Annotated in this window: 14 protein-coding genes; 2 read left to right on the top strand and 12 right to left on the bottom strand. The window is 32.6% G+C overall.

The genetic code is table 11. The features are described from left to right. Positions 1-5 precede the first annotated feature (5 nt). The 11 genes from G6042_RS10235 to G6042_RS10185 form a co-directional block, all read right to left on the bottom strand. Positions 6-1,067 (bottom strand): mannose-1-phosphate guanylyltransferase, encoded by a 1,062-nt coding sequence (locus G6042_RS10235; RefSeq protein ID WP_169524334.1) that lies wholly within the window; start codon positions 1,065-1,067, stop codon positions 6-8. A gap of 549 nt (positions 1,068-1,616) precedes the next feature. After that, positions 1,617-2,219 (bottom strand): SprT-like domain-containing protein, encoded by a 603-nt coding sequence (locus tag G6042_RS10230; protein WP_169524333.1) that lies wholly within the window; start codon positions 2,217-2,219, stop codon positions 1,617-1,619. Further along, positions 2,220-3,056 carry a BRO-N domain-containing protein gene (locus G6042_RS10225; RefSeq protein WP_169524332.1) on the bottom strand — a complete coding sequence of 279 codons (837 nt, stop codon included), beginning with the start codon at positions 3,054-3,056 and terminating at the stop codon, positions 2,220-2,222. Between the two features lie 49 nt (positions 3,057-3,105). After that, entirely contained in the window at positions 3,106-3,783 is a 678-nt protein-coding gene (locus G6042_RS10220) for an SDR family NAD(P)-dependent oxidoreductase (protein ID WP_169524331.1), read from the bottom strand. Between the two features lie 72 nt (positions 3,784-3,855). Next, the gene (locus tag G6042_RS10215) at positions 3,856-6,120 is read right to left on the bottom strand and encodes an aconitate hydratase (RefSeq protein ID WP_169524330.1); all 2,265 of its coding nucleotides are present in this window, start codon (positions 6,118-6,120) and stop codon (positions 3,856-3,858) included. A 165-nt stretch (positions 6,121-6,285) separates the two neighbouring features. Further along, positions 6,286-7,398 (bottom strand): acyltransferase family protein, encoded by a 1,113-nt coding sequence (locus G6042_RS10210; RefSeq protein WP_169524329.1) that lies wholly within the window; start codon positions 7,396-7,398, stop codon positions 6,286-6,288. 55 nt (positions 7,399-7,453) lie between these two features. Further along, complete coding sequence (locus G6042_RS10205) at positions 7,454-7,804, bottom strand: hypothetical protein (RefSeq protein ID WP_169524328.1); 351 nt, start codon at positions 7,802-7,804, stop codon at positions 7,454-7,456. A 68-nt stretch (positions 7,805-7,872) separates the two neighbouring features. Beyond that, positions 7,873-8,826: an AAA family ATPase gene (locus G6042_RS10200; RefSeq protein WP_169524327.1), complete on the bottom strand. Its 954-nt coding sequence runs from the start codon at positions 8,824-8,826 to the stop codon at positions 7,873-7,875. Positions 8,827-8,955: 129 nt separating this feature from the next. Beyond that, entirely contained in the window at positions 8,956-10,380 is a 1,425-nt protein-coding gene (locus tag G6042_RS10195) for a peptidylprolyl isomerase (protein ID WP_169524357.1), read from the bottom strand. Continuing rightward, complete coding sequence (locus G6042_RS10190; protein ID WP_169524326.1) at positions 10,343-11,191, bottom strand: hypothetical protein; 849 nt, start codon at positions 11,189-11,191, stop codon at positions 10,343-10,345. Before G6042_RS10190 ends, G6042_RS10195 begins: the two co-directional genes overlap by 38 nt. A 3-nt stretch (positions 11,192-11,194) precedes the next feature. Beyond that, positions 11,195-13,159: a peptidylprolyl isomerase gene (locus tag G6042_RS10185; RefSeq protein WP_169524325.1), complete on the bottom strand. Its 1,965-nt coding sequence runs from the start codon at positions 13,157-13,159 to the stop codon at positions 11,195-11,197. A 222-nt stretch (positions 13,160-13,381) separates the two neighbouring features. Between G6042_RS10185 and G6042_RS10180 the strand changes: the two genes are divergently transcribed. Then, on the top strand, positions 13,382-14,971 hold the full coding sequence (locus G6042_RS10180; RefSeq protein ID WP_169524324.1) for a peptide chain release factor 3: 1,590 nt from the start codon (positions 13,382-13,384) through the stop codon (positions 14,969-14,971). Between the two features lie 66 nt (positions 14,972-15,037). Then, positions 15,038-15,259 (top strand): hypothetical protein, encoded by a 222-nt coding sequence (locus G6042_RS10175; RefSeq protein ID WP_169524323.1) that lies wholly within the window; start codon positions 15,038-15,040, stop codon positions 15,257-15,259. Between the two features lie 85 nt (positions 15,260-15,344). Here the strand turns inward: G6042_RS10175 and G6042_RS10170 are convergent, their stop codons facing one another. Further along, positions 15,345-16,892, bottom strand: a complete 1,548-nt coding sequence (locus G6042_RS10170) for a hypothetical protein (RefSeq protein ID WP_169524322.1) — start codon at positions 16,890-16,892, stop codon at positions 15,345-15,347. Positions 16,893-16,922 lie beyond the last annotated feature (30 nt).

Raw genomic sequence — 16,922 nt, 5'->3', positions numbered from 1 at the left:
CTATTTTACAAATCGTTTGCTAAGGCTGTAATTCTTTTAATATCTTGCTCTTTACTTTTTGGATAAATCAAAAGAATACCTTCTTTATCCACTATGATATAATCGTGCAAACCATCTACAACGATAAGTTTATCAGCATCTGAACGAATGATATTGTTAGACGCATTTTCTATCACGACTTTAGCATTGATTACACCATTATTGTTTTCGTCTTTGGTCAATTTTTCATGTAATTGTCCCCAAGTTCCAAGGTCATTCCAATCGAAAGTTGCAGGCAAAACATATACATTATTTGCTTTTTCCATCACGGCATAATCAATCGAAATGTTTTCTGCCAAAGCATAATTTTCATTGATAAATTGCTTTTCGTTTTCGGTATTATAACTTTCAAATCCTTTTTGGAACAAAGCATTCATTTGCGGTTGAAATTTCTCAAATGCTTCTGCTATTGATTTTGCGCTCCAAATAAAAATTCCGCCGTTCCAAAGAAAATTTCCTTGCTCAAGAAATGATTTCGCAGTTTCATAATCAGGTTTTTCTCGAAATTGACTAACCTTTTTTATCGGATTATCATCTGTTTTATCAAATTCAATGTAGCCAAAACCAGTATTTGGGAAAGTAGGATGAATACCTAATGTCATCAACGCATTTTCTTTTTTACAAAAATCAAAACACTGTTGCAAATTTGATGCAAAAGCCGTTTCATCTTCAATCCAATGATCGCTTGGCGCTACAACCATCAAGGCATCAGGATTTTGCTTTTTAATTTTTAGCGAAGCATATAAAATACATGGTGCTGTATTTCGCATTGCTGGTTCGAGCAAAACTTGTCTTTGCGTTACCATTGGCAATTGTTCTAAAACCAAATCGTTGTATTTTTCATTGGTTAAAATCAAAATATTCTCAGCTGGAATTAATTTTGCCAAACGACTGAATGTTTTTTGGATTAAGGTTTCCCCCGAACCCAACATATCGTGAAATTGTTTTGGAAATTCTGTTGTAGAAACTGGCCAAAATCGCGAACCAACGCCACCAGCCATCAATATTGCGTAATAATTTTTATTCATAGTGATTGTGAGAAAAAATCAATCTCTTATTTTTTGCTATAGTTACAAATATATCTAATTCTATAAGGATTTGATAAAATAATAGAAGTAAAATTAATCTATATGTTTTTCAAAAAATTAACCAATGCCTTAATCAATGTAATCAATATGTTTAATAAAAACACTAATTGAAATACATAGAAAAGAATTGCACTTATTGTTAAACACAAATTTATCTTATCGCTATTGTCAAAAAAAGGAAATTCGGATGTTTCAAAAATCAAATAATAAGGAAAACATAAACCTAAAACACTCAATAAAGTTCCCGAAACATGAACAATAATAAATGGTTTTATTAAATCAAATTAAATTTTATCAAAAATCCAATAAACTAAAAAAAATAAAAATGCGACTATAGAAATCAAATAATAGAGATGATTGTAAGCAACAACATAATACGTATCATGAACATTGATATCCAAAATTTCATCAGTTGACAAAAAACCTCCAATCAAAAATGCAATTGATAGTAAAAGAAGTGAAAAATATAATTTCAAATTTTTCATCATCTTACCCTGGAATTATTTCTACCTCAGCATTGGCATTAAACAAAAAAGTTCTGCCTGTTTTTACTTCAAGACATTCATAGCGTTTTACTCGAAGCGCAATTTTTTGAAAAACTCTGCCATTTTTTATTCTGAATAAACTTCCGCTTGGTACTTCATGAATATAATGAACATCGGGTTTTCGTTCGTCAAATTGTTTCAAAGCAAATGCCAATCGCGCATCGGTATCACTACTTGCTGTTGGGTTTCTAAAGTGATTGGCTACCAAAGGCAAAACCGAATGTGGAAAAATTTCTGGTCGGATAAAAGGTATCATCAACCGCTGGAATGTATTTTTCCATTCATCGCCATGAGGTTTTATCATTCGACCGTATTTTTCAAAGGCTACCAAATGGGCAATTTCGTGAACCAAGGTGATCAAAAATCGGTATTTATTTAAACTTCCATTTACGGTAATTTCGTGTTTTCCGTTTAGGTTTCTACGATAATCACCATGACGCGTTTGTCGTTCGTTCACGATTTTTAAATGAACGGAGTTATTTTTGATTAACTCAAAACAAGGAAGAACAGCGTGTTCCGGTAAATATTTTGCTAAAACTTCGCTCATTTATTTATCGATCTTCTTATTTGAGTTCAATAACGATTTGGCATTGAGTGAAGAAACTACTTTTTTCCCTGTTTTGGCTTCCAATTCTTTCATGGCAACTTTGGCTACATTTCCGCCTTGTTTAGCCACTTTTTTGTTTTCTTCAAATGTTTCTGGATTTACAGCTTGAGAAATATCTTTAGTCGAAGCTTCGGCTAACATATTTAAAATCAATTCTGTATTTGTCATATTATCTCGAAGATTTTCTTTTTTCAATCCTTTCAAGATTTTATATTCTTTAGTCGTTTTTCCCGACCAAGATTTTGAAATTATATCGGTTAAAGTAGCAAACTGTTGTCCTTCTTTTAAGCCTCTACTTTTCCATTCATCTGTAAGCTCTTTACGAATTTCAATACTTTTCAATCGATGATTTATCCAATTTTCTGAATAACCTAACTGTAAATATTGTTCTAAAGCTCTATCAATTGTAAGTTCAGGATCTTGAATTTCGTCTAATCTTTCTGAAGCAATTTGAGCTAACCAAAGTTTAAACGGTTCTGCTTTTGGTGATGGAATTGATTGAATTAGTCTAAAAAGCTGTTCAGTATCAGCAACATCTGTTAATCGCATTTTTCCATCTGGAGCTTGCATTTTCAACTGTCCGATTTTTTCGGACACTTGACTTCCTTCTTTTTTAAGTTTAGATTTTAAATCACTCCAATATTTCCTTGAACGATCCGTTTCTGTTAAAACCTCAATTACATCAATAATAGAAACAAACCATTTTTCTTGCTCATCGTCCCAAATGGTTCTTACTTTTTTTTCTTCAAATAATTGTATGGCGTTTACTTGAGTCATAATTAAATGATTTATATGAAGCTACAAATTACAAAAATATTTTTAACAATTAAGGCGTTGTTGATGAAACTTGTAAAACTTTTCCGTTGTAAAATTTATGTCCTGTCAAAGCAAAGTTAAAAATATAATCTGACATTTCTTTCGGAGAAATTGGCGCTTCATATCCCGGAAATGCTTCTTGCAACATTTCAGTATTCACAGCACCAAGTGCCAAAACATTAAACGCAATTCCTTGTTCTTTATATTCTTCTGCTAATAATTCTGAAAGTGTAATTACGGCACCTTTACTCGAACTATAAGCTGCTAATCCTGGAAATTTCATACTGCCTTGAATTCCGCCCATCGAACTAATGGAAACGACATGACTTCCTTTTTGTAAAAACGGCAACGCAATTCTAGTCAAATTTGCCACTCCAAAAACATTGACTTTATATACATTTTCAAAATCAGCTTGCGATAATTGAGCAAAAGGTTTGTTGACTAAACTTCCGGCATTATGGATAATTACATCCACTTTTTTCCATGAGTTTGTCAAGAAATTTTCGACCGAAGTCAAGTCATTTTCATTAGACAAATCAACCGACAAACAAGTTATGTTTTCGTTTTCGATTAAAGCTTGAGGTATTTTTCTGGAAATAGCCAGAACTTGATGTCCAGCATTGGCAAACTGCAACGCTAATTCGTAACCAATTCCTCTTGATGTTCCGGTAATGATAATATTTTTCATTCAGCTAAAATAAAAAACCCTTTCAAAAGAATGAACTTTGAAAGGGTTTAATTTTTATAATTCTTTAGAAAATTATGCTTTTCCTGCTGCGATAAGATTTAAAGCTGAACCAGCTACAAACCAGCCAATTTGACTTGCGTTGTAGGTATGATTTGCTAAAATAATATCTTTTGAACCATCCGCATGAACGAATTCTAACGTTAATGGTTTTCCTGGTGCAAATTCAGTTAAATCTAAGAAATTGATAGTATCATCTTCCTGAATTTTATCGTAATCTGCTTCGTTAGCAAAAGTAAGCGCCAACATTCCTTGTTTTTTCAAATTGGTTTCGTGGATACGAGCAAATGATTTTACTAAAACTGCTTTCACACCTAAAAATCTTGGTTCCATTGCAGCATGTTCACGAGATGAACCTTCACCATAGTTTTGATCACCTACAACAATACTTGGAACTCCAGCAGCTTTATAAGCTCTTTGAACTGCTGGAACAGCATCATAAGAACCTGTTAATTGATTTTTAACCGAATTTGCTTTTCCATTGAAAGCATTTTCTGCACCAATCAACATATTATTCGAAATATTATCCAAATGTCCACGGAAACGTAACCATGGTCCAGCCATAGAAATATGGTCTGTTGTACATTTTCCAAAAGCTTTGATTAATAATTTTGCTCCGGTAATATTTTTTCCATCCCAAGCATCAAATGGTGCTAAAAGCTGAAGTCTTTCCGAAGTTGGAGAAACTACTACTTCAACATTGCTTCCATCTTCTGCTGGTGCTTGAAAACCTGCGTCTTCTACATCAAAACCTCTTTTTGGCAATTCATCACCATTTGGAGGTAATAATTTAACTTCTTCACCATTGTCATTCAACAACGTATCGGTAATTGGGTTAAAATCCAAACGTCCAGAAATTGCCAATGCCGCTACCATTTCTGGCGATGTTACAAAGGCATGTGTATTTGGATTTCCGTCAGCACGTTTTGAGAAATTTCTGTTGAACGAGTGAACGATTGTGTTTTTTTCTTGCTTGTCTGCGCCTTCTCTATCCCATTGACCAATACATGGTCCACAAGCATTAGTAAATACTTTAGTTCCCATTTTTTCAAAAGCTTCTATAATTCCGTCACGCTCAATGGTATAACGAATTTGCTCTGAACCTGGATTAATTCCGAATTCTGCTTTTGGCGTAATATTATTTGCAACCGCTTGATTTACAATAGAAACCGCACGCGACATATCTTCATAAGAAGAGTTTGTACAAGAACCGATTAAACCCCATTCTACTTTTAATGGCCAATCATTTGCGGCAGCTTCAGCTTTCATTTTAGAAACTGGCGTTCCTCTATCTGGCGTAAATGGTCCGTTAATATGTGGTTCTAATTCTGATAAATTGATTTCGATTAATTGGTCGAAGTATTGCTCAGGATTTGCATAAACTTCAGTATCACCTGTTAGATAATCGGCAACTTTATCGGCAGCATCAACTACATCTTGACGACCAGTTGCTGCTAAATATCTTCTCATTGAATCATCGTATCCAAAAGTTGAAGTCGTTGCTCCAATTTCGGCACCCATATTACAAATGGTTCCTTTTCCAGTACACGACATATTGAGAGCACCTTCGCCAAAATATTCAACAATGGCACCTGTTCCACCTTTTACCGTAAGAATGTCAGCAACTTTTAGAATAACATCTTTTGGAGATGTCCAACCGTTTAATTTTCCAGTTAATTTAACTCCGATTAATTTTGGAAACTTCAATTCCCAAGACATTCCCGACATCACGTCAACAGCATCAGCACCACCAACTCCAATAGCCAACATACCCAAACCACCAGCATTTACTGTGTGCGAATCGGTACCAATCATCATTCCACCTGGAAAAGCGTAATTTTCTAAAACAATTTGGTGAATAATTCCCGAACCTGGTTTCCAAAAACCAATTCCATATTTGTTTGAAACAGAAGAAAGGAAATCAAAAACTTCTTTTGACTGAGAATTAGCTACTGCTAAATCTTTCTCTGCACCAACTTTTGCTTGAATTAAGTGATCACAATGAACTGTTGTTGGAACAGCAACTGTCTTTTTCCCAGCGTGCATGAACTGTAATAATGCCATTTGAGCTGTTGCATCTTGACAAGCAACTCTATCTGGAGCAAAATCTACATAGTCTTTACCTCTAACGAACGATTGAGAAGGATTTCCTTCCCATAAATGTGAATATAAAATCTTTTCAGAAAGTGTAAGTGGACGACCAACTATATCGCGTGCTTTATCAACACGTTCAGCCATAGTTGCGTACACTTTTTTAATCATTTCGATATCAAAAGCCATAAATATTTAGGTTATAATGTTTGCAGTGCAAATTTACGAAAACGTTATACTATATAAAACTTTTTAACTGAATAAGTTATAAAAACAACACTTATTGCGAAAAGAACAATTTATAGTATCGTTTTTTATTAAAATCTAATTTTAAAGAATATAAATTATCAAAATTTAATTTTTATCCCTAAAATCCATAATTGGTTTTTCATAAAATCGGTATAAAATTGAGCTAAAAAGAATGGTTGTAAACAAATAAAATGCAGTAAAAAGAAACAATTGAGATGTTGTATCTTCTTTCTCTACAAAAACATACTTCATTATATATAAAATCACACTATAGTGCAACAAATATATCGAATAAGAAATTTTACTGATAAAAGTTATTGGCCGATTAAAAAACGATTTTTCTTCTTTCCAATTTGATAAAAAAGGTAAAAAACAAGCTATACCAATGGAAAGCAATGGCAAATAAAGTACATTCCAAAAAAAAGGATTTTCCTCTATTAAAAGATTAAAATAGCCCAAACAATGAAATAAAAACAGACAAATAATAGTTCCTAACGTAAAAAAACACCATCTATAAACCAGCCAATTTCGGGCATAATTTAGACTTATCCAGCTTGCAATTACACCAATAAGAATGCTATCAACACGATAAATCACAACTGCTTTTAGAGTTTTATTCCAATAGTTCATATCTCTTTCAATCGTATTGACTGAATAATTTACTTTGGTATAAATAAACAACAAAACCAATACTAAAACAGAAGATATGTATAATTTTCTCTTTGCTACGCTTTTAAAACCGAAAGCAACTAGCAGAAGAAAAAAAGGCAAAACAAAATAGGCAAATTCTTCAACAGACAAACTCCAAGACTCGGGAAAAAACATCAATAATGGTGAAGAAAAATTTTGAAGAAAGAAAAAATACTGCCAACTTGCTTTTACTTGATACCCAAAATAGGTAAAAATAGCGAGGTTAATCAATAATACGAGATAATAATTAGGCAAAGTTCTAAACCAACGTCTTTTTAAAAAAACAGCAATATCTTTGATACTAAAATCGTCTTTTTGGTACAGTTGATACAAAATATTTCCTATCAAAAAACCACTTAGAACAAAGAAAACCTCAACACCAAGAAAGCCAGAAAGCAATAAAAGTTGATGAATAGTAGCGTTTCCATTTGGAAAAATCCAAAGACAATGACCCAAAACAACCATTGTAATTGCAGAAGCTCGCATCAAATCGAGACCAAAAACTCTTTGCTTTTCATTTTTCATCATTTCTTAGCTTGACACTAAAATAATAAAAAAATATAGCAATTGCAATTTCTTGCAACTAAAAAAGCTTTGGCAAAAATTTATAAACTAATAAAAACGAGGAAGCAAACATCAAAAAGCAAAACAATAGTCCAACCGAGAGTAATTGCAACGCTTCGGAAGTAACGGAAGGAAAATCATGAAACTCCGAAATCACTGCGAAAACCATGTAAATTGAAAAAAGAGAAATCAAGCTAGCTAAAGTAAAAGCAATATATTTATTTTGAAAAATAATTTGAAAAATCAAAACCATCATTACAGCAAAAGCAAACGAGTTAAAATATTGAATGCCAAACCAATTTTCCAAAAACCAATACGTACTCAAGCCTAATAAAAGTAGTTCAGGTAAAATAGATAAAGCTTTTTTCATTTCTCTGTTTTATTACAACAGAAAACGGAAAAATATAAAATTTAGTATTTTGAGGTTTACCTTTTTTTTTACAAAAGCTTGCTAACGATTACTTCTTCTGTAATTCCTTCGGCATCTGCTTTGTAGTTTTTAATAATTCTGTGACGAAGAATTCCAGTAGCAACCGCTTTTACATCTTCAATATCGGGAGAAAATTTACCATTGAAAGCCGCATTAGCTTTGGCAGCCAAAATCAAGTTTTGCGAAGCTCTTGGTCCTGCACCCCAATCCAAATAATTTTTCACAAAATCATTTGAAAGCGGATTATTTGGACGTGTTTTACTAACCAAACTTACAGCATACTCAATTACATTATCAGTTACAGGAATTCGACGAATTAATTGTTGGAAATCGATAATTTCTTGAGCAGAAAACAATGGATTTACAGTTACTTTTTCATCAGAAGTGGTGCTTTTTACAACCTGAACTTCTTCGTCATAAGTAGGATAATCTAATTTAATAGCAAACATAAAACGGTCGAGCTGTGCTTCTGGCAACGGATAAGTTCCTTCTTGCTCAATTGGATTTTGGGTTGCCAATACAAAATAAGGTAACGACAATTTATAATGTTGTCCGGCAATTGTTACAGCGCGTTCTTGCATCGCTTCCAGTAAAGCAGCTTGCGTTTTTGGTGGCGTTCTGTTGATCTCATCTGCCAAAATAATATTAGAAAAAATTGGTCCTTTTATAAATTTGAATTGACGATTTTCATCTAAAATTTCACTTCCAAGAATATCCGAAGGCATCAAATCGGGTGTGAACTGAATGCGTTTAAAATCTAATCCTAAGGCTTGAGAAATAGTATTTACCATCAAGGTTTTTGCCAAACCTGGAACTCCAACCAACAAAGCATGTCCACCAGAAAAAATGCTCAACAAAATTTGATCAACCACTTCTTCTTGACCAATAATCACTTTGCTAATTTCTTTTTTTAGCTCTATTCTTTTTTGAACTAATCGTTCTATTGCTGCTACGTCTGACATTGTCGATACTAGATTTTAAATATTAGATATTTGATATTCCGATTTTAGACACTTCGACTGCGCTCAGTGTGACAATTTGGAATTTAAAATATTGGAATTTATACACTTTGATAAGCTCAGTGCAACATTCTATTTTTTCAACCAATTGTTAGTAAACACACAATCTTTGTATTCGCCATTAATCTTAATATAGGTTTCTTTGATTTTTTCATCACTCCATTTTCCAATGGCTTTGAACTGTTTTTCTTTTAAGGCTAAGGCTTTAATCTTGGTATAATCTTTAGCATAATCGGCTGTATGTTCTTCAATTCTATTAGTAACTGTGATGATTTTATATTTTTTTCCTGATCTTGGATCATCATCAAGTATTGGCGATGTTACCGCGCCACTTTTTAAATTAGAAACTTCGCTATACAAGCTTGGATCCATTTTGGTCAACTCAAATTTTGTATCTTGAGTTTGCGGATTGATTAAAGTTCCACCGTTTGCTCTAGTTTCTTTTTCGTCAGACATTGTTCTGGCTGCTTCTGCAAAAGTAATTTCGCCATTTTCAATACGTTTTTTTATTAACGTAATTTTTTCTTTGGCCTCTTTTAAAGCTTGATCAGAAACTTTTGGCATCATTAAAATATGACGTAATTCTACTTCTTGACCTTTAATTTTTTCTACCATAATAATATGGTAACCAAATTCGGTTTCAAATGGTTCCGAAATTTCTCCTTCGTCAAGCGAAAAAGCTACATCTTTAAACTCTTTAACGAATTGAGTTTTTCTATTTATTTTGTAAAAACCTCCGCTCGAAGCTGAACCTCTATCGTCTGAATAAATTACGGCACGAGTTTTAAAACTTGCACCTGCTAGAACTTCTGCTTTAATTTCTTTTAATCGATTGATTATTCGCTTTTTTTCATCATCGGTAATTTTTGGCGCAATTACAATTTGGGCAACTTCCATTTCGGCTCCAAAAACGGGTAACTCATCTTTTGGAATAGACTTAAAAAAAGTTCTAGTTTCTTCGGGAGTAATTTCAACTTCGTCAACAATTTTACGTTGCATTTCAGCAGTAAGTTTGTTCACTTTGATAATTTCAAATAATTCTGTTCTTAACTCATCCTCAGTATTTTTTTTGAAATACTCAAGTGCTTTGTCCATTGTTTTTAATTGTTCCAAAATATAAGCCAACTGATCGTTCAATTTTTCTTTTATTTCTTCGTCTTTTACAATAATACTATCTTGAACTGCATGGTGAGCAAAAAGCTTATCTTCCATGAGTTTGCCTAACATTTGGCAACGTGTAATATCTTTTACAGAAGCATTTTGGGAAATCTCAAGAAACATTTTGTCAATATCAGAATCTAATATGGTATAATCACCAACAACAGCAACAATTCCGTCAACTTTTAATCTTTTTGGAGTAGTAGAAACTTTTTTTGGTTTCACGCTGTCTTTTATAATTTCTTGTGCATTAGTAAAAAACACGCAACAAAAAACGGCAGCTACTACTAAAGTTAATCGGTTATTTATAAATTTCATAATCCTTGTTTTTAATGGCATCATCGGTAATTTCTTTTTCAATTTTTTTAATCAATTCTAATTTTCTTTGATTGACAATCACTTCTTTCAACGTTGGTTTTATATAACCAAATGGCGAAGCTTGTTTTTCATCAATAACATCAGTCACTTTTATTAAATACAAATCTTGATTGTCCAAAATCTGTAATTGCTTTCCAGCTCTGATTATTTCATCTCTATTATCTGGATTTACAACGGGCAATTTACTGTAAACTTGTTCCATTGCAACCCAAACGCTATCATTAAATGCAAACTTTTTAAACTGTAAACTATTAGTTTCCCAAAACTTTTTATCTTTTTTGTTGAAGTTAAAAAATTTATCTCTAATCGTTGCAAGCTTTGGATTGTCTTTATCGATGGTGATGTATCGCATTCGAACCAACGTTCCATTTGCTTTAAAATTGGCTTTATTTTCTTTATAATATTTCTTCAATTCTTCTTCAGAAACGATGGTATCAACCGTTTGTTTTACCATTTCTTCCAAATAAGCTTTGGTATATAAATCAATTTTATACTGCTTAATTAAAGCGTTGTATTCCTTTTGTTTGTTTTCGCTCAAATTACGTTCGGCTGCTTCGAAGAGTAATTTTTGGGTTGCCCATCGATCGATGTAACTTTGGACCATCAAAATACTGTCTTGTTTTGATGTTCCTGCTGGAACAAGGTTCAAAAGGTCTGATTTATACAAATAACTTTTTCCAACTCTAGCTACTGATTCCGGCTTTTGTTCTTGATTGAATAACTGACAAGAACTCAAACTCAGCAACAATATGGCTAGCAGAAATCGAATCATGTATTACTTTAATTCTTTTTTTACTTTTTCAAAAACATCATTATTAACCTTAACTTTGAATTCTTTTTTCAAAGTATCAACCCAATTTTGTTCCAAATATTGTTGATATTCATTGGTTAACTTTCCTTTGCATTCTTCTAAAGTTTTAACTCCTTCGGGTAAAACTTTATCGACAACTGTGATGAAATAATATTCGCCATCTTTAACAATATCCGAAACACCTGTTTCTAATTTTAATCCTTTAGGCAAAACTGGATTTCCTTCTTCAAATGTTCCCGAATTACTCATTACATTAACAACTTCTTTGGTGTTGAGCTTATCTTTTATTTCTTGTGCAGAAGCTTTCTTTTTAATTAAACCTTGCACTTTTTTGATAATATCTTGTTTAGTCGATGAATAAATAGTGGCTTCAACACGTTTTTTCCAAACATGCTTTGCTTTTGTTTCATCATAAAACTTTTGCAATCCGATAGTATCATTCTTTGAACGTTCCCAAATTTCTTTTTCCATTAAATCAAAAAGTAATAACCCATCACGATATTCTTCCATTACAAATGAAAATTCTGGAAACTCATTTTCAAGATTATCGTCGTAATATTTTTTTAATTGCTCGTCAACAAATCGCTCAAAAAGAACATCAACCGCTTTATTGATTGGTTTCACTGCAATTCCAGATTTTTGTTGTTTTTCTACAAAATCTAAAAAGGTTTTTCCAGAAACCGACGTATTTTCAATTTTTAAAACTGGTGCTGTAAAAGTATCCGCATTGGTTGGATACACCCATTTACCTTCATAAAAATCATTGGTTACTAATTTAGCAACAGTAGCAAATTCTTTGGTTTCTTTTTTAAACTTATATTTTTTTCTAAGTTTTTCGTTCAGCGAAGCTGTAATTTTTTTTGAACGATCGTCGCGACCAACTTTAGTTTCAAGCTCTGACTTCATTTCTTCCAAAGTTCTAACCGGATGTCTTTCGATTAATTTAACAATATGCCAACCAAATTTAGACTGAAATGGCTGCGAAATATCGCCTGAATTTTTCAATGAAAAAGCTACGTTTTCAAATTCTTCCGAACTCAATTGTCCTGAAGAAAACTTGTTTAAAACACCTCCTTTTCCCGATGATGACTTGTCTTCAGAAAATTGCTTTGCTAAATCTTCAAATTTTTCGCCTTGATTAATTTTTTTATAAATATCATTGATGGTATTTTTTGCCTTATCTTGATCAGCATCTTCTGGCTTTGGATTTAAAGTCATGATATGAGCAACGGTAACTTCTCCTCTATTTGGACGAATGTCGTTTACTTTTAAAATATGATATCCAAAACGAGTTCTGATAATTTTTGAAACTTGACCTCTTGGAGTTGTGAAAGCTGCATTTTCAAATGGATAAACCATTCTAAAAGCAGAAAAATAACCTAAATCACCTTTGTTTTCTTTTGCCGATGGATCTTCAGAAAGTTGAAAAGCCAATTCTTCAAAGCTTTCGCCTTTATCAATTCGATGTTTAATATCCTGAATTTTTTTATACGCTTTTAGCGTATCTTCTGGTGAAGCATTTTCGTCAACCAAAATTAAAATATGTGCAGCTTTTACTTCCTTTTGTAAACGATTATAACCTTCTTCTATTAATTCCTGAGTGATTTTTGTATCGTTAAAATAGTTTTTTGCTAGCTGAGAACGATAGGATTTCAATTCGTTTTGATAGGTCGAATTGTTTTGCAAACCTAATTTATAAGCTCGATTTACTTTTAATTTGTAACCTACAAAAAGTTCCAAATATTGGTTTAAGTCTTTTTGAGACTCATCTTTTACCAAATCTAAATTCTTTTTGTAAACCCTCGAAAATTCGTCAGTATAATAAGGTTTGTCATCAATAGTGAACAATACTTCATTTGTATTTTTTTGTGCATTAGCAGTGAAAGCCGAAAAAAATAAAAATCCGAAAAGCAGTTGTTTTAATTTCATTCTTAATTTCTTTTATCTAAAAAGTTTAATTCTAAAATGTTGTTTATTTTTTCAAAGTAACAATCAACAAAAGTAACAATTCAATCACATTATACAAGAAAGTGACTTACTATTAACAAAAATTTATTAACACATTTTTTGCTTTATAAAATCTTATCGTGTCTATAATTTTAATTACTGAAAAAATAAGTAGTATTTTTGCAACCAATTTGAAAAAAAATCATGAGTTTTTTAAAAGAAATACAGCGCAGAAGAACCTTTGGAATTATTTCGCATCCCGATGCCGGAAAGACAACTTTAACTGAAAAATTGCTACTTTTTGGTGGTGCAATTCAAGAAGCGGGTGCGGTAAAAAACAATAAAATAAAAAAAGGTGCTACTTCCGATTTTATGGAAATTGAGCGTCAAAGAGGAATTTCGGTGGCGACTTCGGTTTTAGCATTTAATTATAAGGACAAAAAAATCAACATTCTGGATACGCCAGGTCACAAAGATTTTGCGGAAGATACGTTTAGAACTTTAACCGCTGTTGATAGCGTAATTGTAGTGATTGACGTGGCAAAAGGTGTTGAGGAACAAACCGAAAAATTAGTTGAAGTTTGTAGAATGCGAAACATTCCTATGATTGTTTTCATCAACAAATTAGACCGTGAAGGAAAAGATGCTTTCGATTTGATGGACGAAGTAGAACAAAAACTTGGATTGAGCGTTACTCCGTTGAGTTTCCCAATTGGAATGGGTTATGATTTTCAAGGAATTTACAATATTTGGGAGAAAAACATCAATCTTTTTAGTGGCGATAGCCGAAAAAACATTGAAGATACCATTGCGTTTTCAGACATTGCTAGTCCTGAATTAGAAAAAATAATTGGCGAAAAACCAGCTACAAAACTTCGCGAAGAATTAGAACTTATTGATGAAGTTTATCCACCTTTTGACAGAGAAAAATACCTTGACGGAACGTTGCAACCTGTGTTTTTTGGTTCGGCGTTGAATAATTTTGGTGTTAGAGAATTATTGGATTGTTTTATTGAAATTGCTCCTTCGCCACGACCAAAAGAATCAGAAACACGATTGGTAAAACCAGAAGAAGAGAAAATGAGCGGTTTTGTATTTAAAATTCATGCTAACATGGATCCAAAACACCGCGATAGATTGGCATTTGTCAAAATTGTTTCGGGAACATTTGAGAGAAACAAACCTTATACGCACGTTCGTTTGAACAAAAACCTAAAATTCTCTAGTCCGAATGCGTTTTTTGCTGAGAAAAAAGAGATTGTTGATATTTCTTATCCTGGTGATATTGTTGGACTTCACGACACTGGAAATTTCAAAATTGGTGATACGCTTACCGAAGGTGAAATAATGAGTTTTAAAGGAATTCCGAGTTTCTCTCCAGAACATTTTAGATACATCAACAATGCCGATCCGTTAAAAGCAAAGCAATTAGACAAAGGAATTGACCAATTAATGGACGAAGGTGTTGCACAGTTATTTACACTAGAAATGAACGGTAGAAAAGTAATTGGAACTGTTGGCGCACTACAATATGAAGTTATTCAATACCGATTAGAACATGAATATGGCGCAAAATGTAGTTATGAAAACTTTCCAGTTCACAAAGCCTGTTGGGTAAAACCAAACGATGCCAAAAGTGAAGAATTTAAAGAATTCAAAAGAATTAAACAAAAGTTTTTGGCACACGATAAATATGGTCAATTGGTTTTCTTAGCTGATTCGGATTTTACTATTCAAATGACACAATCGAAATTTCCAAATGTAAAATTGTATTTTACTTCGGAATTTGAATAATTTAAATGATAAAGATTTTTCAGTTGGAAAATGATTGCTATATTTACAACCTGAAACGCAATTTTTATGAAAAACATTTTTAGAATATATTTACTGTTGTTTTTTCTTTTATCCGATTTTATAGTTTTTGCTCAAGATGATGAAACTGACATCAATCCCTGTGTTGAATGTGAAGATGACACTCAACCAGCTCCAATAAACTCAAAACTTATTTGGTTAGCAATAGCAGGAATTCTTTTTGTATTGTATAAAAGAAATCAATTAAAAAAATTATCTGACAATAATTAAAAAATCATACCCTATTAAAAATGCCCAAAAAAAAATATAGTTTTTTTGGGCATTTTTAATTTTGAAAATTGTTACATACTAGATTTTATCTTAATTGTTGTACTTCAAAAGTAGTTTTACCTCCATAACTATCAATCGCTACTGATTGAGCCGTTCGAATAAAAACTTCAACATAATCGTTTTCTGCTAAATAAACCAAACAATCAACTGCACGAGCAACCAGTCCGTGTTCATGATGGTCATAAGTTGTTTCCTGATAAAAATTCCCATTAATATTGATTGAAATACCATAACGGCTATTATCATTTTGATCATTTTGTATGCAATAGGCAGCTTTAATTCTATAATAACCCGCTTTGTCAGCTCTATAAAGACTATTCGTGGTATCAAATTCGCTGTTACTATCAAAATCTACAGCATTGAAAAGAATTTTTTGCCAATTAGTATCTGCTAAAAATGATTGATTTGCTGATAATTTTGCTTTAGCTATTGACATAGTTGGTAAAGAAAACGTATTTCCCGATAGCGCTAATCCATCACCTGCAGCATAAGTAGTGCTATTCACCCAGTTAGTTGCACCTACTCCATCTGTTTGAAGAACTTGTCCAACTGTTCCTCTATTTGTTGGTAATGAGTATCTTTCTGCAGTAGTATTACTGATTTGTAAGCCACCATTTACCCTTAAAATTTTATTGTCAAATTCTCCATAAATTAATGCCGCATCTGGACCAGTGTTAGAAAGCGTAGTCAAATCTGATCCGTGAACATACAACTTATTACTACCTGTCTCATTGTAACCAGCATTGGCACCAATGAATACGTTATTACCACCTAGTACCTCAAAACCAGCATTAGCTCCTAAAGCAACATTATATTTTCCCGAAATATTGCGTCGTAATGCTGCAAGACCTACACCAGTATTAAAATCATCATTTGTTTTCACCAAAGCGTTTCGCCCAATAGCTACATTACCATTCCCTGAAACATTTTCATTTAATGCACCCACTCCTATTGCTATATTAGCTTGTCCTGTGGTATTTCTAACCATTGTTTGGTCTCCAATAGCAACATTAAGTTGCCCAATAGTATTGACAGGCAAAACATTTGTTCCAATAGCTGTGTTTCTTGTTCCTGTTCCCGCAGGGTTTAAAGCATTCGCTCCAAAAGAAGTATTCCTATTACCACTAGTCGTATCCGGATTTCCAATAAATCCTGCTCTTACATTATTCCTTTTAAATACTATATCAGTGTTATCTGTAGTACCTATAAAATTAGTATTCGGATTTGTTGCTGCATTACCAGTAACATTCCAATCTAAATTGCTACTTCCGGTTTGAATTTGTATCCAATTTGCAGTACCATTATCCCAATAATAAAAACCTGACGGTTTGTTAATGGTTTTATATACTGTTGCCGTAGTTAAATAAACCAGCATTCCTTGTTGATTTAAACCAGGATCTGATATCGGAAATGTTACTATCTTTGGAATAAGAATTCCATCAGTATTTGTTGGCAAAGCTGGGTTACTTGCTTGTATGTCCAACTGAGCATTTGGCGATGTTGTTCCAATTCCTACTTGTGCTAACGATAAAGTAGAAATAAACAATAGTAAAAAACTAATTTTTGATTTCATAAATTCTCAACTTGAATATTTTTTTACAAA

Origin of the sequence: Flavobacterium solisilvae (assembly GCF_012911605.1) — a bacterium.
Taxonomy (GTDB): Bacteria; Bacteroidota; Bacteroidia; order Flavobacteriales; family Flavobacteriaceae; genus Flavobacterium; species Flavobacterium solisilvae.
Note: the sequence above shows the minus strand (reverse complement) of the source record. Positions and strands in the feature narration are given on the sequence as shown.